Origin of the sequence: Pseudomonas koreensis (assembly GCF_024169245.1) — a bacterium.
Classification (GTDB): Bacteria; Pseudomonadota; Gammaproteobacteria; order Pseudomonadales; family Pseudomonadaceae; genus Aquipseudomonas; species Aquipseudomonas koreensis_F.
This window is the reverse complement of sequence record NZ_JALJWP010000001.1, coordinates 5,594,125-5,615,533: the sequence shown is the minus strand read 5'-3', so window position 1 is coordinate 5,615,533 and position 21,409 is coordinate 5,594,125. Positions and strand designations below refer to the sequence as shown.

Sequence of the window (21,409 nt, the reverse complement as noted above, 5' to 3'; positions counted from 1 at the left end):
ATCTGCGTCAACAGACTTTGGCTGGGGACTACGCAATGATTTCCGCCGTGCAAGGACATTTTGCCAACCTCGGTATGGCGAAAAAACTGGGTATCGGGTTTGTCCTGGTCTTGCTGCTGACTGCATTGGTCGCGGCGATTGGCGTCTGGTCCCTGCAAACCATCAGTCTGCGTTTCGACGGCTTGAAGCAGATGTCCACGCTCAACAACGGTCTGCTCAAGGTGCGCCTGCTCGAGCAGGAGTACGCCCTGCGCGGCAACCCGAAAACCGCTGATGCCTTGCGCGAAGGCGTCGGTGCCCTGGTTGCCCTTGCCGGTGAACTCAAAGCACAAACGCCGGCCAATGTGCCGGTGATGAGCGAGGTCGAGCAAGCATTGGGCGCGTATCGCCAAGCGTTCGATGAGTTCGTTTCGCTCAGCCAGGCCAAGGACCTCGCACTGGAAATGGCCAGTTGGTCGGTATCCAGCGTGGCCAATAACCTCGACGTGTTGCAGAGCGGGCTGGCCGACGATGGCGCCTATACCCTCAAGGACACCGAGGGCAAGGATGGCGCGCAGTTCATCGAGCAGGCGAATCAGGTCAGCCAGGTTTCGCGGCTGATGCTGCAGGCAATGAATGAAGCGCGCGTGCGTCTGGATCAAAGCCGCAAGGGCGAGTCCGACAATGCCGGCCAGGGCAACATCGAGCAGGCCGCACAGGCACAGGAGCAGGCCGAGACGCTGAAAACCACGGTCAAGGACGAAGGCTATCTGACCGTGCTCAATGAAGTGTCGGGGCATATCGCCGGGTTCAACGAAAAACTTGCTGAATACACCGGCCTGCTGACTCAGGAAAAAACTGTCTACGACCAGCTGCATCAGCGTGCCGCGCAGGTGGTGGATCGGGTCAATCAGGCCTATGTCGCCGAAGACGCTTCGATGCAGGCCGAGCTGAAGAAGAATTCGCTGCTGATCATCGGCTCTTCAGCGCTGGCCTTGTTGGTCGGGTTGCTCGCGGCGTGGGTGATCACGCGGCTGATCGTGGCGCCGCTGCGCAGTGTGATTCGCGTAGCGCAGCAGATCGCTGCGGGTGATCTGACGGCGAAGGTCGAGGTCACGCGCCGCGATGAAATGGGTCAGCTGATGTTGGCGATGCAGCAGATGGCTGCCGGACTCGGCACGATTGTCAGTGGCTTGCAGGCCGGCATCGAGCGCCTGGCCGGGTCCGCGCAATCGCTGTCGGCAGTAACCGAGCAGACCAATCTTGAGGTCAACAGCCAGAAAGAGGAAACCGAGCAGGTGGCCACGGCCATGAACCAGATGACCGCCACTGTGCATGACGTCGCGCGCAATGCCGAAGAAGCGGCGCTGGCAGCGCAGACGGCGGATGACAAGGTCGAGAGCGGCCAGCAAGTGGTGCGCCAGAGCATGGCGCGGATCGAGCAGTTGGCCGATTCGGCGACGTCGGCCAGTTCCAGCATCGAGAGCCTCAGCGCCGAGATTCAGAACATCGGCACAGTGCTTGAAGTGATCAAGAGCGTAGCCGAACAGACCAATTTGCTGGCGCTGAACGCGGCGATCGAAGCGGCGCGGGCTGGCGAGCAGGGCAGGGGATTCGCGGTGGTGGCCGATGAGGTGCGCGCACTGGCACGGCGCACGCAGCAATCGACCGAGGAGATCGAACGCTTGGTCAGCGCCTTGCGGGCGGCGGCGCAGTCGTCGGTGCAGCAGATTCGCAGCAGTGGCGAATTGGTGAAGCTGGCGGTCAGTGATGCGTTGCAGACCGAGAGTGCGCTGGGGAGTATCGCGGCGGCGGTGTCGTTGATTCAGCAGATGAATCAGCAGATTGCGGCGGCGGCGGAGGAGCAGAGTTCGGTGGCGGAGGAGATCAACCGCAGCGTTACGCAGATTCGTGCGAGTGCGGATCACTCTTCGCTGGCGATGCGCGGGAATGCGGCTTCGAGTGTTGAGCTGGCGCAGTTGGGGGGGGAGTTGCGCTCGATGGTTGGGCATTTTAGGCTTTGAGCCTTGGCGGCCTTTGGGCCGACCAGGTGTTGGGTGGTTTGGGTGAATATCCGTTGCTTCGGGGGTTGCTGATTACGGTTTCGCCCTTACGGCGAGTCCCTTTTTCAAACGCCAAAAAGGAACCAAAAGGCTGTGCCCTGACGTTCGGCCCGCTCGCTTGGGCTCGGGGTTCCTTCGCTACGGGATCGATCCGGGCGCAGCGTCTCCGGTTTGCTTCGCTGCACCTCCTCCCGCTGTGTACGACTGCGTCGTACGGTCGCTGCGCTCCCACGCCCGCATCAATCCCTCCGCTCAGCCTGCCGACGGGCTCCACGATCAAAAGCGGAACTCGAGCTAACGCTCATCGTAGGTAGGAGCTGCCGAAGGCTCGGGCCGCGATCGGACGATCTTTTGACTTTGCTTTTCCGTGGAAGCGAGCCTGCTCGCGAAGGCGGCCTGACAGCCGACCTGATTCTTGAGGATGAACTCGATCCAAGTGTAGGAGTGAGCCTGCTCGCGATGGCGGCTTAACAACCGACCAATCTCTATCGAATGTACTAAATCCCTGTGGGAGCGAGCCTGCTCGCGAAGGCGGCCTGACAGCCGACCAGTTCTTGAGTGTTACGCGATCCAACTGTAGGAGCTGCCGGAGGCTGCGATCTTTTGCTCTTGCTTTTCTGTGGGAGCGAGCCTGCTCGCGAAGGTGGCCTGACAGCCGACCAGGTCTTGAGTGTTACGCGATCCAACTGTAGGAGCTGCCGAAGGCTGCGATCTTTGACTTTGCTTTTCTGTGGAAGCGAGCCTGCTCGCGAAGGCGGCCTGACAGCCGACCAGTTCTTGAGTGTTACGCGATCCAACTGTAGGAGCTGCCGAAGGCTGCGATCTTTTGCTTTTGACTTTGATGTAGCTTTGTGTGGGAGCGAGCCTGCTCGCGAAAGCGATCTGCAAACCACACCCTCTTTAAGTCACCCACAAAAAAGCCACCGATTACGGTGGCTTCTCTCCCAGCGATCGCGCCTCAGTCGTAAATCACTTTCTTCTTCCAGTCCGCATCCGCTTCGACATCTTTCAAACCGGCGGTCAATTGGTTTTCTTCACCTTCAACCGGGGCAATCTTGTCCATGACTTGAGCATTGGCACGGGCGAGGAGTTTTTCCAGGTATTGCAGTTGCTCCGCGTACATCTGCGGATCCTGTTGTTTGCGCAGGTATTGCACGCCACGTTCGAAGGCGAGGCGGGCCTGGCCGGGTTGGTTTTGTTGCAGGGACTGTTGGCCCAGGTTATTGAAGAATTCGATGTGCAGCAGAACAAGGATGTGGCGCACTTCGCGAATCCATTGTTTGGCTTCGTTCGGTGGCAGGAAGCCGTCGTGGGCGGCGCGGGTGATCTGGCCGTGCAGGGCTTCGAGGAGGAAGCGCACGTCTTTGGCTTTGGCTTCGGTCAGGATAGGCGCGGGCGGGTTGTTCACCGGGATAGATTCGCCTTGGGCCACCAGAGCGCTGAGTTCGGTGATACGGGCCTTGGTGGTCGCGCTGGTTTTTTCCAGATTGAGCAGGCGCTGGCAGACGTTGAGCTCCAGGCGGGTCAGCAACAGCTTGAGCGCCGGGGTCATGAACTGGCCGGGGAAGGTTTCGGTCAGTTCGCCGCAGCGGCGCAGGCGGTCGTTGAGTTCGACTTTGGTGCGGGCCTTCTCCAGTTTGTTGTTTTCCACCACATGGTTCATGTAGCCAATGGCGATCAGAATTGCGATCCCGGCTACGACTAGCAGGGTGATCATGAGTGGTGTCACCGGTAAGACCTCTTTATAGGGTTCGCATGCGAGTGTAGTGGCTGGGCATTTAGGCGCCTAGCGCCGCTCGACGGGTTTGATCGGCTGCTGCAATCTGTATCGGCCGCCGGCTGTATAGATGAATGCTGGCGCTGGATGTGCAGATTGCCATCACTGTGCGGTGGACTATAACGTCTTGGCGAGTGGCGGAATATAGGCGTCAGGTTTCGGATGACGGAAAAGCCCTACGCGGCCCTTAATCCAGGTCGAAGTCATTGATTTAAATAAATTTATATCAAGGGGTTGACGACCTCTCAATCCATCCATAGAATGCGCGCCACTTGCAGCGTAAAGCACACAGCGAAACGCGGCAGGGAGTGAATGTTGTAGTGTGTCCCCTTCGTCTAGTGGCCTAGGACACCGCCCTTTCACGGCGGTAACAGGGGTTCGAGTCCCCTAGGGGACGCCAATGCGGGAATAGCTCAGTTGGTAGAGCACGACCTTGCCAAGGTCGGGGTCGCGAGTTCGAGTCTCGTTTCCCGCTCCAATTTTAAACAGCAGTGCTTTCGGGCGGTGCTGAGTGAAACCAGAACCAAATCTTCGGATGCGGATCTGGACACCGAAACACACACCATGTGTTCCGGGTAGCGTGTCCCCTTCGTCTAGTGGCCTAGGACACCGCCCTTTCACGGCGGTAACAGGGGTTCGAGTCCCCTAGGGGACGCCATTTGCGGGAATAGCTCAGTTGGTAGAGCACGACCTTGCCAAGGTCGGGGTCGCGAGTTCGAGTCTCGTTTCCCGCTCCAATTTCACAAAAACGCCGATCAGCGATGATCGGCGTTTTTGTTTGTGCGCGTTTTGTGGCGGCAACGAAAAGGACCCTGGCCTGGTATCCGGCCAGGATGCCTGTTCAGGCCCTTTTCAGTTTCCGTGGAATCACAGAATCATACAGCGGCAGGATTCTGCTTCTCGGGGTCAATCCCATAGAGAACAATCGCTTCGGCCACTTTTTCCCGTGCCAGCGCTCCGTCATCGGCCAGCGCTTTCAGGGCCGCCAAGGCAATGAAATGGCGATCCACTTCGAAGAACCGACGCAACGATTCGCGGGTGTCCGATTGGCCGAAACCGTCAGTGCCCAGGGCGACGAAGCGGCGATTGGGCACGAACGGGCGGATCTGGTCGGCGAATATTTTCATATAGTCGGTCGCGATCACCACCGGACCCTGTGCATCCTGCAGGCAGCTTTCAACATGGCTGATGCGAGGCGTCTGTTGTGGGTGAAGCAGGTTCCAGCGTTCGGCATCCTGGCCCTCCCGACGCAGTTCGGTCAGGCTGGTGACGCTCCACACGTCACTGCTGACGCCAAAATCCCGCTCCAACAACTGGGCGGCGGCGACGACTTCCAGCAGGATCGAACCGCAACCCATCAGTTGCACATGCTTGCCCTCGCCGGGCTGCGCACTGGCGCTGAGCCGGTACATGCCTTTGAGGATGTCTTGCTCGACACCCTCGGGCATCGGCGGATGGGCGTAGTTCTCGTTGAGCAGCGTGATGTAGTAAAAGATATCCTCGTTTTCGGCATACATCCGCCGCATCCCGTCCTGGATGATCACCGCCAATTCGTAGGCGTAAGTGGGGTCGTAGGACACGCAGCAGGGGATGGTGGAAGACAGAACATGGCTATGGCCGTCGTCGTGCTGCAGGCCTTCGCCCATCAGCGTGGTCCGGCCGGACGTGGCGCCGAGCAGGAAACCCCGGGCGCGGGCGTCACCTGCCGCCCAAGCGAGGTCGCCGACGCGCTGGAAGCCGAACATCGAGTAGAAAATATAGAAGGGCACCGTCATTACGGCGTGGGTGCTGTAGGAAGTGCTCGCGGCGATCCAGGAAGAAATTCCGCCGGATTCGTTCAGGCCTTCCTGCATGATCTGGCCATCCCTGGCCTCCTTGTAATAACTCAGTTGACCGGCGTCCTGAGGTGTATAGAGCTGGCCGACATGGGAGTGGATGCCAATCTGGCGGAACAGGCTTTCCATACCGAAGGTGCGTGATTCGTCGGGGACGATCGGCACGATCAGCTTGCCAATATTCGGGTCCTTGAGCAGCGTGCCGAGGATGCGCACGAACGCCATGGTCGTCGAGATAGCCCGCTCGCCAGTCCCTTTGAGCTGTGTATCCAGCGCCGACAAAGGCGGGACCTGCAATGGCGCGACGGCACTGAAACGGGCCGGAATGTAACCGCCCAACTGGCTGCGCCGGGCTTGCAGGTACAGGGTCTCGACGCTGTCGGCAGCCGGTTTGAGGTAAGGCATGTCGCCGAGCTGATCATCGCTGAGTTCGAGTCCGAACCGATCCCGGAAGGCCTTGACCGCTTCGTCGCCCATCTTCTTGAGCTGGTGGTTGATGTTCTGGCCTTCACCGGCTTCGCCCATGCCGAAACCCTTCACCGTCTTGGCCAGGATCACTGTCGGTCCGCCGATGTGGCGCATGGCGGCGGCGTAGGCGTTGTGGACTTTCTCCGGATCGTGGCCACCACGGGACAGTTTCCAGATGTCGTCGTCGCTCAGGTCACTGACCAGCTCCAGCAGCTCGGGGTATTTGCCGAAGAAATGCTCCCGCACATAGGCGCCGTTCTGCGACTTGTAGTTCTGATAGTCGCCGTCGACGCAATCCATCATCCGTTGGCGCAGCAGGCCGGTCCTGTCCTTCTCCAGCAGGGCATCCCAGCCGCTGCCCCAGATGACCTTGAGTACATTCCAGCCAGCCGCCCGGTACAGGCTTTCAAACTCCTGAATCACCTTGCTGTTGCCGCGAACCGGTCCGTCCAGGCGCTGCAGATTGCAGTTGACGACAAAGATGAGGTTGTCGAGCTTTTCCCGGCCCGCGAGCGAAATCGCCGCCAGGGATTCCGGCTGGTCCATTTCACCGTCGCCGAGGAATGCCCATACTTTTCGCCCCTGATGTTCCTTCAGCCCGCGGTCTTCCAAGTAACGCATGAACCGTGCCTGGTACGCGGCGGTAATTGGCCCGAGCCCCATGGACACCGTCGGGAATTGCCAGAACTCCGGCATCAGCCGGGGATGCGGATAGGAGGAAATACCGTCACGATCGGTTTCGCGGCGAAAGTTGTCCAGTTGCTCTTCACTCAGGCGTCCTTCCAGATACGCCCGTGCATAGATGCCAGGTGAGGAGTGGCCCTGGATGTACACCATGTCGCCGGCGAACTGCTCGGTGCGGCCACGGAAAAAATGCTCGAAGCCGACGTCATACAAAATCGCTGCCGACGCGTAGGACGCGATGTGACCGCCCACGTTCGAATGTTTGCCGGCGCGCAGCACCATGGCCAGCGCGTTCCAGCGAATATAGGCATTGATCCGGCGCTCCACGGCCAGGTCGCCGGGGTAGGGCTGCTGGCGGTCGACCGGGATCGTATTGACGTAGGGCGTCGTCACGCGTCCGTAGAAATCACCGTGACGGTTGGCGTCGAAATCCAGCATCTGATCGATCAGATAGTGGGCGCGAGGGCGTCCTTCGACATTCGCCACCGACTCAATCGATTCGAGCCATTCGCGAGTCTCTTGTGGATCCTCGTCAAGAAAAGCGGGTTGTTGTGCCATCGTTGTCGTCTCCTGAACATTGCAGCAGCACCGAGTCGTTTGGTGCCTGACGAAGGGGCGTGGGTCATCGCCAGCCTTTGAGTTTGTAGTTGCAATTGCAACTACGTGCGAGAACTTAGCCTGTCGTGCGTTACAATTGCAACTAAATCGATTTCATGAAAAAGGTGATGCATGTCTTCCAACGAGCCGGATACCTGGTTCAGATTCGTCAGGGCACACCGCTGCCTGATCCGCGAGATTGAACGCCGGCTGGCGGCCGCCGGGCTGCCGGCCTACGCCTGGTACGACGCGTTATGGGGGTTGGAAAGCGGCCCCGAAGGCACCCGGCGAATGAACGAACTGGCGGATGTGATGGCCATCGAGCGCTATAACCTCACGCGCCTGGTTGACCGCCTGGAGGCCGAAGGCCTGGTCACCCGCAGCCGCGCCAGCGATGACGGTCGCGGCGCGTATGCCAGCATCACCGAGCAAGGCAAGGCGCTACGCAAGAAAATGTGGGCGATCTACGAAGGCGCGGTGGACGAACTGTTCCTGTCGCAATTCGACGACACCCAGCAACGGCTTTTCAGCGATGCCCTCGAGCGCGCGGCCAGCGCGGCGCGCAGCAGTGGGCGGGCGAAGTGAAGGAACGTCTCATTGCAGCAGGTACCGATCCATGGCCTGCTTGATGAGCTCCTCGCTGATGACGCCTTCCTGAGCCAGAACCTGCAGGGCCAGCACCACAATCCAGCGCTCATCCACCCGGCCCATGGCGGACCCGATCGAGTCGGCACCGAGGGCCACGAAACGTGACTTCACATGTGCACCGATCTGCTCGGCGACATGCCGGGCATACCCGGTCACGGCCACCACCGGCCAATCTTCGGTATCCATACAATCGAACAAATGCGCTGACCTGCGCGGCATCTGCGGATGCAGGCGATTCCAGCGGTGTGCATTGTCCGCATCGCGGGCCAGGCGGGTATAGCTGGGGCAGCTCCACAGTTCGCTGGCCACGCCCCAGTCCTCGCGTAGCAGCTGCGCCGCCGTCGTCACCGACTGCAAAGCCAGCCCCGCCCCGAGCAAGCGCACTTTAGGGCGCGCTGAATCGATATCGATGCTGCTGAGCCGGTACATGCCCTTGAAAGCCTCGCTGGCGCTGAGTCGGCTGACGGGAGCGATGAAGTCACTGGGTTCATTGTGAAGTGCCATGTAATAAAAACCGTCATTGCCTTCCACATACAAACTTTGCAAAGCCGCCAGGGTAATGGCCTGCGCCTCGGCACCGCTGGCGGGGTCAAAGGGCAGACAGTGTGCGTTAGCGACCAGCCAGAGCGGCACCCAGGGATGAGCCCCCTTGGGCCAGCGTGAAGGCAAGGTTTCGATGTCATTGCACAGAATGCCCCGATGGGCCGATTCATTGGAAAGCGCACACAATTCGGCCGATGTCGCCGAAGTGGTCAGGTACAGCAGCGGTTTTTCACTGGCGCGAGCTGTGGCGCTCAAACGCAGGGGCCAGGCGCTGATTCGGGTGTGGGCATTTGCGGTCTGGCTTTGCTTGTTGGAGCGGATGACCCAGATATGCCTGGCCGTTCCCGGATCCCTTTCGAGGCGATTGGCGATATCGATCATGGTGAGCAGTGGCGAGGAAGAACCCGCAGTCTGCTGCGGTGAAACTGCGCGGATCTTATCGATGCAGGCCTGAGCGGCCAGGCTGGTTTCTGGCGTTTTAGTGAAGCTGGAAAACCCGATCATTCCACAATCTCCGTACGTTCCTTCGTGCCTCACCTTACTCAAGGCTTGAATGTGATTGCAAGTGCAACGAAGTTGAGTGCCGGCTGCAGGTGATCGACGCCCGACCTGCTCAGGGGGCTGACAGCCTCGACGCGCGGGTTTTGTGGGGCAAAAAAAAGGACCCGATGCCGGGTCCTTTCGTATGTTTAACCCGGTGACAAGCGACCGGGTTAAAACAGCGCATCAGAGCTTTGGCAACTGCCCCACACGTCCCATCATCTCCGTGACGATCTGCAGATCCAGCAGGAACTGCTCGACGGTTTTGAACTCGCCATCGGTGTGGCCGGTGTATTTGGCTTCGGGTCGCGCCAGGCCGAATTGCACGCCGTTCGGCAATTCGTGAACCGAAGTCGCACCAGCGGAAGTGCCGAATTCCGACTTCATGCCGAGGTTTTCGCTGGCCACCGCGAGCAGCGCCTTGACCCACTCACCCTCGGGGTTGCGATACATCGGTTCGGCCACCGAATAATCGAACGCCACCGCGACATTGGTCTTCTTGCTCCAGGCGTCCAGTTTCTCGGCGATCTCAGTCTTGAGCTTTTCCGGGGATTTGCCCTTCGGCACCCGCAGGTTCACCGCCAGTTTGAAGGCTTTGTCATCTTCGCCGACATAGGTCAGCGAGGTGGTCAGTGGTCCCATGAACGAGTCGGAGAAGCCGACGCCGAGTTTTTTGCCCAGGTAATCCAGACCCCAGTTGTCATCGGCATAACGCGCGGCATCGGTGAACTGGTTGTGTTTGAGCGCGACTTTGCCGTCCAGGCTGTTGATGAAACTCAGCATCCGTGCGACCGGGTTGACGCCGGACTCTGGTTCGGAGGAGTGCGCAGACACCCCGGTGACGGTCAGTTTGACGTCTTTGCCATCAACCTTTGCAGCGACTTCGAAGTCGCCGCCGTTGGCTTTGGCATAGGCGTCGCCGGCTTTTTGCAGACTGGCTGCCAGCTCGGTAGGCTTGTCAGTTACCAGCGTGACCACCGAAGCCGATGGGATCTGGTTGGTCGCCTTGCCGCCAGTCATCGAAACGATTTCCGCGCCGTTGCCTTGGCCTTTGCGTTTGGCAAAGTTGGCCATGACGGTGCCGTAACCTTTTTCGGCGATCACTACCGGATAACCGCCGTCCAGCGCCATGTTGTACTTCGGCGTCGGGTTGCGTTCGAAGTAATAGGGAATGGCGTCGCCGCTGGTTTCTTCGGTGGTGTCGACCAGCAGTTTGAAGTTGCGCGCCAGTGGCAGCTTCTCGTCTTTGATCACTTTCATGGCGTACAGCGCGACGACGATAGCGTTTTTGTCGTCTTCGGTGCCGCGACCGTACATGCGATCGCCAATCAGCGTGACCTTGAATGGGTCAAGCTTGGTGCCGTCTTTCAGCACCCAGTTTTCCGGGGTCACTGGCACCACATCGGCGTGCGCGTGAATGCCGACGACTTCGTCGCCTTTGCCGTCCAGAGAGATTTCGTAGACACGGTTATCGATGTTGCGGAATTTCAGGTTGAAGGATTCGGCGAGTTTTTGAATCTCGCCGGCAATCTTGATGAACTCCGGGTTGTCATGCTGCGCCACGCCGTCCTTGCGGAAGGTCGGGATCTCGACGAGTTGACGCAGGGTTTCCAGCGCGGCCTTGCCGTATTTCACTCGGGTGTAGATACCCAGCAGGCGATGGATTTCGTTCTGCTGTTCGGCGTTCAGGGTCTTGTTGTCGAGGAAGGCGCTGATGGACGGGTTGAGGTTATCCGTCTTGGCGAGGTCGTTTTTAGCCAGGCTGCCAAGAAAACTGCGGAAATCCGTCAAGCTCTCGCCGTCGAAGGATTTCAGGATCGCTGCGCTTTGCTCGGCGGTGATGTTGGCTTGTGCGGCGCTGGTGAACGAGGCGAGGCTGGCCATGACCAGCGTGGCGGCGGCCAGTTTTTTCAGGGAAAAGACCATGGAACAGGCATTCCTTTGCTAAGGGTTGGAGGAAATAATTCTGACGCTTGCGACAGAAACATTTTGCAACCTAACACTGTGGGCGGGTGAAGAGGGAGTCACAAACTTGATCTGTCGCACAGAAATGCAAAAGAGGCGCACCAATGAAAAAATCCCGGCGGGTGATGCCGGGATTTTTTTGTAAGGGTTACATCGATAGCATCAAGCGTCCGGCAAACAGAATCAGGATGACGCCCATGCTGCGCTCGAACCAGTGTCCGAGGCGCATGAACAGCAGGCGCACTTTGTTGCTGGAGAAAAACAGCGCGACGATCACAAACCATAGCGCGTTGACGAAGCACATCCACAATCCATAGAACGCCTGAATCTGCAGCGGTGTGCTCGCGCTGATGATCGTGGTGAAGATAGCCAGGAAAAACAGCGTGGCTTTGGGGTTGGTCGCATTGGTCAGAAAACCGGTGCTGAAGGCTTTGAACAGTGACTGCTCAACCAGCGGCTCATCAGCGTTTTTATCACCTTCGACGCTGGTCTTCGGTTTGCTGCGAATCAGGCTGACGCCCAGATAAAGGATGTAGGCACCGCCGACTACCTTGGCGACGGTGAGCAGCCAAGGCGTGGTGTGCATCAGCGCACCGACGCCGAGCAGGGTGTACAGCACATGCACGGAAATCCCCGCGCCGATGCCTAGCGCGGTGCAGATGCCGACGAGGCGACCGAAGCGCACGCTCTGGCGGATGGTCACGGCGAAGTCCGGACCGGGTGCGACCACGGCGAGAAAGTGGATGGTGGCCAACGCTAGAAACTCGCCCAGGTAATTGGAAAACATGTCAGCTCCAGAAAGTCAGAGGGGAAGCATTGCCGCGATAGCCGACAAAGAACGACAGGCTCAAACGCGGATCCGCTACGCCCGGGGTCACCGAGTGCATGCGGCGCGAGTTGAACATGATGAAATCGCCGGGCTGCGGGCGCACCTCCAGCGCTGGCGGCCCCAGCAGCGACGGCTCGATGCCGTAACTGTCGCCACGCATTTCGTCGAACTGATCGGGGGTGATGTCGTCTTCCCACATCTGCAAAGCGCCACCTTCGGTGGGCATGTTCAGGTAGACGTTACAGGCGAACTGCGCTTCCAGACTGCGCGCCTGAAAGCTCTCCGGGGCGTCCTTGGCGAAGATGTCGTGGTGGGCGAGAAAGCACACGCCGGGTTTGACCACCCGCGACAAGCCGACATACATCTTGCGCCCATAGAGGTTTTCCAGATGCGCGCCGGCGGGCCAGGATTCGTCGAGCATGCAGCGCAGGGTGTCGATCGGTGAGGAGTAGGGCGCGCAGCGCTGGCGTAATTCGGCGATATTGCGGGTGGCGCGTTCGAAGTAGTCCTCGATCAGCAGCGGCTGGTTTTCCGCCTCGTAAAAGGCCATGCCGATGCGGCCGATGCTCGGTGCGTTGATGTAGCCCTCAAAGCCCGGGGCGAGAATCTTGTCACCTATCTCGATCGCCAGCGGTTCGGGCAGAAAGCGTTTGACGCGGATGGCGAGGACTTCTTCGTTGGCCAGTTTTTTTATGCACGTCTCATCGAGACGCTCGACGTCTAGCATCATTTGTTTTAGGTCCATCTATCGATAGTCAACGGAACCGGCGAATGCGGTTCCCCGGCGGCGGACGCTGCGCGATGGCAACGTCCGAAATGCTCAATCCACGCTGTAGTGGACGGATAGCGTGCCCTTCTTCTGTGAAAGCGACGCGATCGTGACTGTGCCCAGATCCTTCAGGCTGCGTACATGGGTGCCACCGCAGCCATAGGCCGGCAGTTCACCAAAACTGATTTCCCGCGCGCCTTCGCGCAGGGAGGTCAGGCGCGGCAGATCGTGTTCGATCCACTGCTCGATGCCGGTTTGCACCCTTGGCACATCGACTTCTTCAGCGCCATCACCCGGCTTGAATTGCACCCGGCCTTCGTCCGGCCAGTGATGCGCCTTGATTGGCATCCAGCCCATGGCTTGAATGAAATGTCCGATCAAGTGCCCGGCCGAGTGCATGCGCGTGTTAAAGCGGCGGCGCTGTTCATCGATGCGGATAACGGTCATGCCCAACGGCACCGGTCGGTCGACGAAATGCACAATCCGCTCCGGCTCTTGCACCACTCGCGAGACCTGGCTTTCACCTATCCAGCCGGTATCGCAAGGCTGCCCGCCGCCCTGCGGATGGAACAAGGTGGCGCGCAGCACCACGGCGAATTCGTTGTCGTGTGGTGTGCAATCGAGGACTTCGACATTCGCCTTGAGGTCATCACTGTGAAAAAACAGGCGAAGCGTCATATTCCATGCCCTGATCGAAGTTCTGTTTTTATTATATGAATCGTGCAATAACGTGATAATCCATCCGAACATCAAAGGACTTGTGCGTCGTGAGCATCAATCTTCCGCTGCCGCTGCTGGGTGAAATGGCGATTTTCGTCAAGGTTGTCGAGACCGGCAGCTTCTCTGAAGCGGCCCGGCAGATGGGGTCGTCTCCCTCAGCGGTCAGCCGCAGCATTTCCCGATTGGAAAAGGCGTTGGCCACGCGCTTGCTGCAACGCACCACGCGCAAACTGCGCTTGAGCGATGGCGGTGAGGAGGTGTTCAAGCGTTGCCAGGAAATGGTCAGCGCGGCCAGGTCGGTGATGGAAATCAGCGGCCAGTTCACCCACGAAGCCGAAGGGCTGGTGCGGGTCAGCGTGCCGAAAGCGGTAGGGCGCTTTGTGATTCATCCGCACATGCCGGAGTTTCTGCGGCGTTACCCCAAGGTCGATGTCGAATTGCTGTTGGAGGATCGTCAGGTCGATCTGATCGATGATCACGTTGATCTGGCGATTCGTATTACTGATCGGCCGCCGGCCGGTCTGGTCGGGCGGCAGTTGCTGACGATCGATCATTTGCTTTGCGCCACGCCGCAATACCTGGCCGAACATGGCACGCCGACGCATCCTCACGACTTGCTCAATCACAGTTGTATTTATCTGGGTGAAACGCCGAGCGATGCGCGCTGGAAATTCAAGAAGGGCAGCAAGGCGGTGACGGTCGGCGTGCGTGGGCGCTATGCCGCCAATCACACCGGGGTGCGGCTGGGGGCGGTGTTGCAGCACATCGGCATTGGCAGTCTGCCGTATTTCACCGCGCGTTACGCCTTGGAGCAGAAGCTGATTGTGCAGGTGCTGCCGGAGTGGACGTTTCTGGCTTCCTATCATGGTGGGTTGTGGTTGTTGCATTCGCCGACGCGGTATTTGCCACCGAAGTTGCGGGTGTTTATTGATTATCTGGTGGAGTGTTTGCAGAAGGAGCCGACGTTGGGCAGGCCCGGGAAATCGATGGGCGGGAGCAATGTGGCTGTGGCTTATGAGCTGCCGGAGAGTGAGGGGTTGCTTTGAAGTTTTGGGTGTATATCGGTTGCTTCGGGTGTTGCTGATGGCGGTTTCGCCCTTACGGCGAGTCACTTTTTCAGACGCCAAAAAGTAACCAAAAGGCTTGCTCCTGCGTTCGGCCCTCGCAGGCTCGGGTTCCTTCGCTGCGGGATCGATCCGGGCGCAGCGGCTCCGGTTTGCTTCGCTGCACCTCCTTCCGCTGTGTTCGACTTCGTCGAACGGTCGCTGCGCTCCCACGCCCGGATCAATCCCTCCGCTCAGCCTTCCGACGTCGCCCGTGGATCAAGATCAAAAGCCTTACTCGAGCTAACGCTCATTGTTGAGTGGTGAAAAGCGTGTGGTCTGCTTTGGATCTGTGGTGGATTCGCCCCTCACCCCAGCCCTCTCCCGAGGGAGAGGGAGCCGATTTGCGCGCTTTTCAGAATCTGCATTCGACTCGGTAATTCCAGGTCGGCGTACCTCGTCCAAACAACGCGGTCAGTCCCCTCTCCCTCCGGGAGAGGGCTAGGGTGAGGGGGCTTTTGATCTGGAAAAAAAAGCCCGCATGGAATCACCAGTGCGGGCCTTTTGATTGCCTGTCGAAAATCAGTGCTTGCTGTCCTGTGCGGACATGGCCAGCAGTTGTTTTTCCTGGTTCCAGTCGAACGGTTCGTCGTTCTGTTCGGCTTCGTAGCGGCGTTCTTCGAGGGCCTGGTAGAGGTCGATTTCTTCGTCGGAGAGGTAGTGCAGGCAGTCGCCGGCGAAGAACCACAGCAGGTCGCGGGGGATCAGGTGGGCGATTTGCGGGTAGCGGCTGATGACCTGGGTGAGGATGTCCTGACCCAGGTATTGGCTTTCGATAGGGTCGATCGGCAGGGAGGCCAGCAGTTCGTCGAAGCGCTCGAGGAACAGGGCATGGCTTTCTTCGGGCACTTGTTCGGCCTCACCTACGGCGACCAGGATACTGCGCAGGTGGTCGAGCAACACGAGATGATCGGCAACGACGTTGGACACGAGATAAGTCCTCAACAGCAAAACGGGCGCGGGAGTATAAAGCTCTCGCGCCGTTTTTTCACAAAAACCGGGATCAGCGGACTTTGCCCGCTGCCTGGGTCAGTTCCTCTTTGTCGAAGTCATCGACGTCGATCACCTTGCGGCGGGCCGCTTCGGCGTCGCGCAGGCTTTGCGCTTCGACGGCTTGCAGCACACCGGCTTCCAGCGCGGCATCGATGGCGTGCTCGCCTGCTGCCGGTTTGACCTGGCCGCTTTTCAGTGCGATGTGCAGTTTTTTGTGCAGCGGTTGCGCAGCGTTGAGCAGGTCGCTGGCATGCTGCAGCGCGCCCACTGCATCGTCCGCCGATTGCGGGCGGTAGCAGCCGGCGAGCAGTTCTTCCAGTGCCGGATCGCCTTTGGCGCGACCGATGACCGCAGCAACTTCGGCGCCAAGTTTGTCCGACGGGCCTTTGTGACGGCGGCCGAACGGGAACACGATAACCCGCAGCAGGCAGCCGAAGACCTTGTTCGGGAAGTTGCTCAGCAGTTCATCCAGCGCGCGCTCCGACTGGCCGAGGCTTTCTTCCATGGCCCAGCGGAACAGCGGTTCCATGTAGGCCGGCGAATCCAGGTCGTGATAGCGCTTGAGCGCGGCGGAGGCCAGATACAGGTTGCTCAGTACGTCGCCGAGGCGCGCCGACAGGCGTTCGCGGCGTTTCAGTTCGCCGCCCAGCAGCATCATGCTGAAGTCGGCGAGCATGGCGAATGCGGCAGCCTGACGGTTGAGAGCGCGGAAGTAGCCTTGGCTGATCCTGTCGCCCGGCGCATGTTCGAAGTGCCCGAACCCGAGGTTCAGCACCAATGTGCTGGCCGCGTTGCTCACGGCGAAGCCGATGTGCTTGAGCAGCAGGCCATCGAACTCCTTGAGTGCCTGTTCCTTGTCCGCACGACCAGCCAGGGCCATTTCCTTGAGTACGAACGGATGGCAGCGGATTGCACCCTGACCGAAGATCATCAGGTTGCGTGACAGGATGTTCGCGCCTTCGACGGTAATAAAGATCGGCGCGCCGTTCCAGCTGCGACCCAGGTAGTTGTTCGGCCCCATGATGATGGCCTTGCCGCCATGCACATCCATGGCGTGGCTGATGCATTCGCGGCCGCGTTCGGTGAGGTGATATTTGAGGATCGCCGACAGCACCGAGGGTTTTTCCCCCAGATCCACCGCGTTGGCGGTGAGCATGCGGGCGGCGTCCATCATCCATGCGTTGCCGCCGATGCGCGCCATGGCTTCCTGAATACCTTCGAACGCCGACAGCGGCACGTTGAACTGCTCGCGAATCTGCGCGTACTGGCCAGTGACCAGACTGGTGAACTTGGCCGCGCCGGTACCGACGGCTGGCAGGGAGATCGAACGCCCGACCGACAGGCAGTTCATCAGCATCATCCAGCCCTTGCCGAGCATTTCCTGACCACCGATGAGATAGTCCAGTGGAATGAACACGTCCTTGCCGGAGTTCGGCCCGTTCATGAACGCGGCGCCCAGTGGCAGGTGGCGACGTCCGATTTCCACACCGGCGGTATCGGTCGGGATTAGCGCCAGACTGATACCGAGATCTTCCTCTTCACCGAGCAGGTGATCCGGGTCGTAGGCTTTGAATGCCAGACCGAGCAGGGTGGCGACCGGGCCAAGGGTGATGTAGCGCTTTTCCCAGTTCAGACGCAGGCCGATGACTTCCTCACCTTGCCACTGGCCTTTGCAAATGATCCCGGTGTCGGGCATCGCGCCCGCGTCGGAACCGGCCAGCGGTCCGGTGAGGGCGAAGCACGGGATATCGTCGCCCCGGGCCAGGCGCGGCAGGTAGTGATTGCGTTGTTCGTCGGTGCCGTAATGCAGCAGTAATTCGGCCGGGCCGAGGGAGTTCGGGACCATCACGGTAGAGGCGAGGTCGCCGCTGCGAGTGGCGAGTTTCATTGCCACTTGCGAGTGGGCATAGGCAGAGAAGCCTTTGCCGCCGTATTCCTTGGGAATGATCAGGGCAAAAAAGCCATGTTCCTTGATGTGCGTCCAGGCCTCGGGCGGCAGATCCATCGACTGGCCGATTTGCCAGTCGCTGACCATCGCGCAGAGTTCTTCGGTCGGGCCATCGATGAAGGCCTGTTCTTCTTCGCTCAACTGCACCTTGGGATAGGAGAGTAATTTGTCCCAGTCCGGACGGCCGCTGAACAGCTCGCCGTCCCACCACACGGTGCCGGCATCGATCGCGTCGCGTTCGGTCTGCGACATCGGCGGCAGGGTTTTCTGAAACCAGTTGAACAGTGGCGCGGTGAAGTGTTTGCGGCGCAGGTCAGGCAGCAACAATGGCGCGGCGACCACCGCCAGCAAGACCCAGAAGATGAACAGCAGCCAGCCCGGCGCATGACTGAAAATCCCCATCGCCACCAGATAGGCAGCAACGATGCCCAACGCGGGCAGCGGGGCGATGCGTCGATGGGCGAGATACGCCACGCCGACGATCAAAACCAGTATCCACAACAACAGCATATTCAGTCCTCCGTGAACCAAGGCAAATCGACCCTCCAGAGCTTAGACGGCATCTGTAAATCCGGGTGGTCAGAGCATGGTGATTGAAATCGTGGGAAACCCCGGATGGTTTTCGTAGGTTCGGTGGGCAACCCGCGTGGGAAATCGTTCGTTGCTGCGCAGCTTTGCTTTCAGGTTTGGCCGAAACGTCGTTATCTCTGTGCTCAGGCTGTCGCTAGACTCGTGGCTTACCCAGGAGATCGCCGTCATGCACGAGTATCTGAGCCCCGGCCGCTTCATCGATAGTGACCACCCGGCAGTGATGGAGTTCGCCGAGCAGCATCGCGGCGCCAGCAATGATCCGCGTGAGCAGGCGATCAGTCTTTATTACGCCGTGCGCGAGGCGGTGCGCTACAACCCCTACACCTTCAGCCGTGATCCGCAAACCTTGCGTGGCAGTTACGCACTGGCAGCAGGGCAGAGCTACTGCGTGCCGAAAGCCACGCTGCTCGCCGGTTGTGCGCGGCATTGCGGGATTCCGGCGCGCATCGGTCTGGCCGATGTGCGCAATCATCTGTCGACGCCGCGTCTGCTCGAGCTGCTGAAAAGCGACGTGTTTGCCATGCATGGCTACACCGAGCTGTTTCTCGATGGCCGCTGGGTCAAGGCGACGCCGGCGTTCAACCAGCAACTGTGCGAATTGTTCAACGTCGCAGCGCTGGAATTCGACGGGGTCAACGACAGCGTTTTCCACCCGTTCAACCGTGACGGCGCGCAGTTGATGGAGTACCTGCTTGATCACGGCCAGTTCACCGATGTGCCGGAAACTTTCTTCTTCGAGCACCTGCAAAAGTGCTATCCGCATCTGTTCAGTGAGCAGTTGCCGGTCTTGCTGGGCGATATGCAGACTGATTTGAGTCGCACCTGATCCGGCGTATGCTGGCCGTCCACTCATGTGCAAAGAGGCGGTCATGCTGAAGATCTGGGGACGGAAAAATTCATCGAACGTCAGAAAGCCCCTGTGGGCTGCCGAGGAGCTGGGCCTGGCTTACGAGACCATCGATGCCGGGGGCGCGTTCGGTGTGGTCGACACCCCCGAGTACCGCGCGATGAACCCCAATGGCCGGGTGCCGGTGATCGAAGATGATGGTTTCGTGCTGTGGGAATCCAACGCCATCGTTCGCTATCTGCTGGCCAGACATGCACCGGGCAGCGCCTGGTATCCGGCGGATGCGCAAGCCCGCGCCACGGCAGACAAGTGGATGGACTGGACCACTTCCAGTTTCGCCGGGCCGTTTCGCACGGTGTTCTGGGGTGTGCTGCGCACGCCTGCGGAGAAGCAGGACTGGAAGGCGATCAACGCCGCGATCAAGGAATGCGATGAGTTGCTGAACATGGCCGACCATGCCCTGATCAGCCAGCCCTATCTTTCCGGCAATGACATCGGCATGGGCGACATTCCGCTCGGCAGCTTCATTTATGCCTGGTTCGAAATGCCCATCGAGCGCGCCCCGCAACCCCATCTGCAAGCCTGGTATGAACGTTTGAAGCAGCGTCCGGCCTATCAGAAAGCGGTCATGACCGCGTTGACTTGATAATTACTATCGACACACTTGACTGTACTTGTGCGGCGGCGGCAAGCACCATTGTGAACTTGCGCCGCGGTTGTTTCCCTCGCCGCCCGCCCTTATTTACTTCTTTCCTTCCTTCTTGGTGCGTAAATCCGATATGAGTTCCGCTCTGTCCATCCGGCAGCTAACCAAAACCTACGGCAACGGGTTCCAGGCCTTGAGTGGTATCGATCTGGACGTCGCCGAAGGTGACTTTTTCGCCTTGCTCGGCCCCAACGGCGCCGGCAAATCCACCACCATCGGCATCCTCTCGACCCTGGTCAACAAGACCAGCGGTACGGTGAATATCTTCGGCCACGATCTGGACAAGAACCCGGCGGCGCTCAAGCGCTCGATCGGTGTGGTGCCGCAGGAATTCAATTTCAACCAGTTCGAGAAGACCTTCGACATCGTCGTCACCCAAGCTGGCTACTACGGCATTCCGGCGAAAGTCGCCAAGGAACGCGCCGAGCAGTACCTGACGCAGCTCGGCCTGTGGGACAAGCGCGATGTGCCGTCGCGCTCGCTGTCCGGCGGCATGAAACGTCGCTTGATGATCGCCCGTGCACTGGTGCACGAACCGCGTCTGCTGATTCTCGATGAACCGACTGCTGGCGTTGATATCGAGCTGCGCCGTTCGATGTGGACGTTCCTCACCGAGCTGAATCAGAAAGGCATCACCATCATCCTGACCACGCATTATCTGGAAGAGGCCGAGCAGTTGTGCCGCAACATCGGCATCATCGACCACGGCACCATCGTCGAAAATACCAGCATGAAACAGTTGCTGGGCCAGTTGCACGTGGAAACCTTTTTGCTGGATCTGAAAAACGACCTGCATGCGGCGCCGCAATTGCTCGGCTACCCCGCCCGGTTGCTCGACAGTCACACCCTGGAAGTCCAGGTCGACAAATCCATGGGCATCACGGCGCTGTTCACCCAGTTGGCGCAGCAGAACATCGAAGTGCTGAGCCTGCGTAACAAAACCAATCGCCTCGAGGAGTTGTTCGTGTCCCTGGTGGAGAAAAATCTGTCGAAGGTGGCGGTATGAGTTCCGAATTCGGTCCCAACCTGGTCGCCCTGCAAACCATCGTCTACCGCGAGGTCAAACGCTTCATGCGGATCTGGCCGCAGACGCTGCTGCCGCCGGCGATCACCATGGTTCTGTACTTCGTGATCTTCGGCAACCTGATCGGCCGGCAGATCGGCGACATGGGCGGCTTCACCTACATGGAGTACATCGTGCCGGGGCTGATCATGATGTCGGTGATCACCAACTCTTACGGCAACGTGGTTTCGAGCTTCTTTGGCAGCAAGTTCCAGCGTTCGATCGAAGAGCTGATGGTCTCACCGGTGTCCCCGCACACGATCCTCATCGGCTTCACCATTGGTGGCGTATTGCGCGGTCTGGCGGTGGGTCTGATCGTGACGATCCTGTCGCTGTTCTTCACCGATTTGCAGGTTCATCACCTCGGCGTGACCATTCTGGTGGTGGTGCTGACCGCGACGATCTTCTCGCTGCTGGGCTTCATCAACGCGGTGTTCGCGCGCAACTTCGATGATATTTCGATCATCCCGACTTTTGTGCTGACTCCGCTGACTTACCTGGGCGGCGTGTTCTACTCAATCACTTTGCTGCCGCCGTTCTGGCAGACCGTTTCGCTGGCCAACCCGGTGCTGCACATGGTCAACGCGTTCCGCTACGGCATCCTCGGGGTCTCGGATATTCGCATCGGCATCGCCATCACGTTCATGCTGGTGGCGACCGTGGTGCTGTATCTGGGTTGTGCGCGGTTGCTGGTGAGTGGGCGCGGGATGCGTACCTGAAGCACGCGATATCGTGTAGGAG

At 59.4% G+C, this 21,409-nt stretch carries 16 protein-coding genes, 4 tRNA genes and 1 pseudogene; 12 read left to right on the top strand and 9 right to left on the bottom strand.

Annotated features, from left to right (window positions below; genetic code table 11):
- Positions 1-35 precede the first annotated feature (35 nt).
- Together J2Y90_RS26820 and J2Y90_RS26815 are read left to right on the top strand one after the other, a co-directional pair.
- A pseudogene (locus J2Y90_RS26820) lies at positions 36-1,142 on the top strand (HAMP domain-containing protein); the annotation flags it as partial.
- Complete coding sequence (locus tag J2Y90_RS26815; protein WP_371919866.1) at positions 1,122-2,003, top strand: methyl-accepting chemotaxis protein; 882 nt, start codon at positions 1,122-1,124, stop codon at positions 2,001-2,003. The pseudogene J2Y90_RS26820 and the gene J2Y90_RS26815, both read left to right, overlap by 21 nt.
- Before the next feature lie 997 nt (positions 2,004-3,000).
- On the opposite strand, the gene J2Y90_RS24885 is transcribed toward J2Y90_RS26815, so the two are convergent.
- Entirely contained in the window at positions 3,001-3,759 is a 759-nt protein-coding gene (locus J2Y90_RS24885) for a hypothetical protein (protein ID WP_039764159.1), read from the bottom strand.
- A gap of 384 nt (positions 3,760-4,143) precedes the next feature.
- Here J2Y90_RS24885 and J2Y90_RS24880 point away from each other — a divergent pair.
- The 4 genes from J2Y90_RS24880 to J2Y90_RS24865 all read left to right on the top strand — a co-directional run bounded on the left by J2Y90_RS24880 (position 4,144) and on the right by J2Y90_RS24865 (position 4,556).
- Positions 4,144-4,219 (top strand) — tRNA-Glu (locus J2Y90_RS24880).
- A 2-nt stretch (positions 4,220-4,221) separates the two neighbouring features.
- A tRNA-Gly gene (locus J2Y90_RS24875) sits at positions 4,222-4,297 on the top strand.
- Between the two features lie 104 nt (positions 4,298-4,401).
- Positions 4,402-4,477, top strand: a tRNA-Glu gene (locus J2Y90_RS24870).
- 3 nt (positions 4,478-4,480) lie between these two features.
- Positions 4,481-4,556: transfer RNA gene (locus J2Y90_RS24865), tRNA-Gly, on the top strand.
- A gap of 138 nt (positions 4,557-4,694) precedes the next feature.
- On the opposite strand, the gene aceE is transcribed toward J2Y90_RS24865, so the two are convergent.
- The gene (aceE, locus tag J2Y90_RS24860) at positions 4,695-7,364 is read right to left on the bottom strand and encodes a pyruvate dehydrogenase (acetyl-transferring), homodimeric type (RefSeq protein ID WP_253504402.1); all 2,670 of its coding nucleotides are present in this window, start codon (positions 7,362-7,364) and stop codon (positions 4,695-4,697) included.
- A gap of 171 nt (positions 7,365-7,535) precedes the next feature.
- On the opposite strand from aceE, the gene J2Y90_RS24855 reads away from it, so the two are divergent.
- Entirely contained in the window at positions 7,536-7,988 is a 453-nt protein-coding gene (locus J2Y90_RS24855) for a MarR family winged helix-turn-helix transcriptional regulator (protein ID WP_186546939.1), read from the top strand.
- Positions 7,989-7,997: 9 nt separating this feature from the next.
- Here J2Y90_RS24855 and J2Y90_RS24850 read toward each other — a convergent pair whose 3' ends face one another.
- The 5 genes from J2Y90_RS24850 to J2Y90_RS24830 form a co-directional block, all read right to left on the bottom strand.
- Entirely contained in the window at positions 7,998-9,098 is a 1,101-nt protein-coding gene (locus J2Y90_RS24850) for a transketolase-like TK C-terminal-containing protein (RefSeq protein WP_253504398.1), read from the bottom strand.
- A 222-nt stretch (positions 9,099-9,320) separates the two neighbouring features.
- Positions 9,321-11,060, bottom strand: coding sequence for a dipeptidase (locus J2Y90_RS24845; RefSeq protein ID WP_253504395.1), 1,740 nt, complete (start codon positions 11,058-11,060; stop codon positions 9,321-9,323).
- Positions 11,061-11,247: 187 nt separating this feature from the next.
- Entirely contained in the window at positions 11,248-11,886 is a 639-nt protein-coding gene (locus J2Y90_RS24840; protein ID WP_253504391.1) for a LysE family translocator, read from the bottom strand.
- Position 11,887: 1 nt separating this feature from the next.
- Complete coding sequence (locus J2Y90_RS24835; RefSeq protein ID WP_253504388.1) at positions 11,888-12,658, bottom strand: 2OG-Fe(II) oxygenase; 771 nt, start codon at positions 12,656-12,658, stop codon at positions 11,888-11,890.
- A gap of 90 nt (positions 12,659-12,748) precedes the next feature.
- Positions 12,749-13,375 (bottom strand): alanyl-tRNA editing protein, encoded by a 627-nt coding sequence (locus tag J2Y90_RS24830; protein WP_253504386.1) that lies wholly within the window; start codon positions 13,373-13,375, stop codon positions 12,749-12,751.
- 89 nt (positions 13,376-13,464) lie between these two features.
- Here J2Y90_RS24830 and J2Y90_RS24825 point away from each other — a divergent pair, with 89 nt between their 5' ends.
- Positions 13,465-14,463, top strand: coding sequence for a LysR family transcriptional regulator (locus J2Y90_RS24825; protein ID WP_253504383.1), 999 nt, complete (start codon positions 13,465-13,467; stop codon positions 14,461-14,463).
- 579 nt (positions 14,464-15,042) lie between these two features.
- Here J2Y90_RS24825 and J2Y90_RS24820 read toward each other — a convergent pair.
- Positions 15,043-15,450, bottom strand: coding sequence for a PA2817 family protein (locus tag J2Y90_RS24820; RefSeq protein ID WP_039760212.1), 408 nt, complete (start codon positions 15,448-15,450; stop codon positions 15,043-15,045).
- 73 nt (positions 15,451-15,523) lie between these two features.
- Complete coding sequence (locus J2Y90_RS24815; RefSeq protein WP_253504380.1) at positions 15,524-17,971, bottom strand: acyl-CoA dehydrogenase; 2,448 nt, start codon at positions 17,969-17,971, stop codon at positions 15,524-15,526.
- A 247-nt stretch (positions 17,972-18,218) separates the two neighbouring features.
- Here J2Y90_RS24815 and J2Y90_RS24810 point away from each other — a divergent pair, with 247 nt between their 5' ends.
- The 4 genes from J2Y90_RS24810 to J2Y90_RS24795 all read left to right on the top strand — a co-directional run bounded on the left by J2Y90_RS24810 (position 18,219) and on the right by J2Y90_RS24795 (position 21,387).
- Positions 18,219-18,878 carry a transglutaminase-like domain-containing protein gene (locus tag J2Y90_RS24810; protein WP_253504377.1) on the top strand — a complete coding sequence of 220 codons (660 nt, stop codon included), beginning with the start codon at positions 18,219-18,221 and terminating at the stop codon, positions 18,876-18,878.
- A 43-nt stretch (positions 18,879-18,921) separates the two neighbouring features.
- Positions 18,922-19,545, top strand: a complete 624-nt coding sequence (locus J2Y90_RS24805; RefSeq protein ID WP_253504374.1) for a glutathione S-transferase family protein — start codon at positions 18,922-18,924, stop codon at positions 19,543-19,545.
- Positions 19,546-19,678: 133 nt separating this feature from the next.
- The gene (locus J2Y90_RS24800) at positions 19,679-20,611 is read left to right on the top strand and encodes an ABC transporter ATP-binding protein (protein WP_042610685.1); all 933 of its coding nucleotides are present in this window, start codon (positions 19,679-19,681) and stop codon (positions 20,609-20,611) included.
- Positions 20,608-21,387 carry an ABC transporter permease gene (locus tag J2Y90_RS24795; protein ID WP_039760202.1) on the top strand — a complete coding sequence of 260 codons (780 nt, stop codon included), beginning with the start codon at positions 20,608-20,610 and terminating at the stop codon, positions 21,385-21,387. The genes J2Y90_RS24800 and J2Y90_RS24795 overlap by 4 nt, the downstream gene beginning before the upstream one ends.
- The last annotated feature ends 22 nt before the right edge of the window (positions 21,388-21,409 follow it).

Coding starts and splice junctions, on each gene's coding strand:
- J2Y90_RS26815 (WP_371919866.1), top strand. CDS start 1,122: ATGTTGGCGATGCAGCAGATGGCTGCCGGACTCGGCACGATTGTCAGT.
- J2Y90_RS24885 (WP_039764159.1), bottom strand. CDS start 3,759: ATGATCACCCTGCTAGTCGTAGCCGGGATCGCAATTCTGATCGCCATT.
- aceE (WP_253504402.1), bottom strand. CDS start 7,364: ATGGCACAACAACCCGCTTTTCTTGACGAGGATCCACAAGAGACTCGC.
- J2Y90_RS24855 (WP_186546939.1), top strand. CDS start 7,536: ATGTCTTCCAACGAGCCGGATACCTGGTTCAGATTCGTCAGGGCACAC.
- J2Y90_RS24850 (WP_253504398.1), bottom strand. CDS start 9,098: ATGATCGGGTTTTCCAGCTTCACTAAAACGCCAGAAACCAGCCTGGCC.
- J2Y90_RS24845 (WP_253504395.1), bottom strand. CDS start 11,060: ATGGTCTTTTCCCTGAAAAAACTGGCCGCCGCCACGCTGGTCATGGCC.
- J2Y90_RS24840 (WP_253504391.1), bottom strand. CDS start 11,886: ATGTTTTCCAATTACCTGGGCGAGTTTCTAGCGTTGGCCACCATCCAC.
- J2Y90_RS24835 (WP_253504388.1), bottom strand. CDS start 12,658: ATGATGCTAGACGTCGAGCGTCTCGATGAGACGTGCATAAAAAAACTG.
- J2Y90_RS24830 (WP_253504386.1), bottom strand. CDS start 13,375: ATGACGCTTCGCCTGTTTTTTCACAGTGATGACCTCAAGGCGAATGTC.
- J2Y90_RS24815 (WP_253504380.1), bottom strand. CDS start 17,971: ATGCTGTTGTTGTGGATACTGGTTTTGATCGTCGGCGTGGCGTATCTC.
- J2Y90_RS24810 (WP_253504377.1), top strand. CDS start 18,219: ATGCACGAGTATCTGAGCCCCGGCCGCTTCATCGATAGTGACCACCCG.
- J2Y90_RS24805 (WP_253504374.1), top strand. CDS start 18,922: ATGCTGAAGATCTGGGGACGGAAAAATTCATCGAACGTCAGAAAGCCC.
- J2Y90_RS24800 (WP_042610685.1), top strand. CDS start 19,679: ATGAGTTCCGCTCTGTCCATCCGGCAGCTAACCAAAACCTACGGCAAC.
- J2Y90_RS24795 (WP_039760202.1), top strand. CDS start 20,608: ATGAGTTCCGAATTCGGTCCCAACCTGGTCGCCCTGCAAACCATCGTC.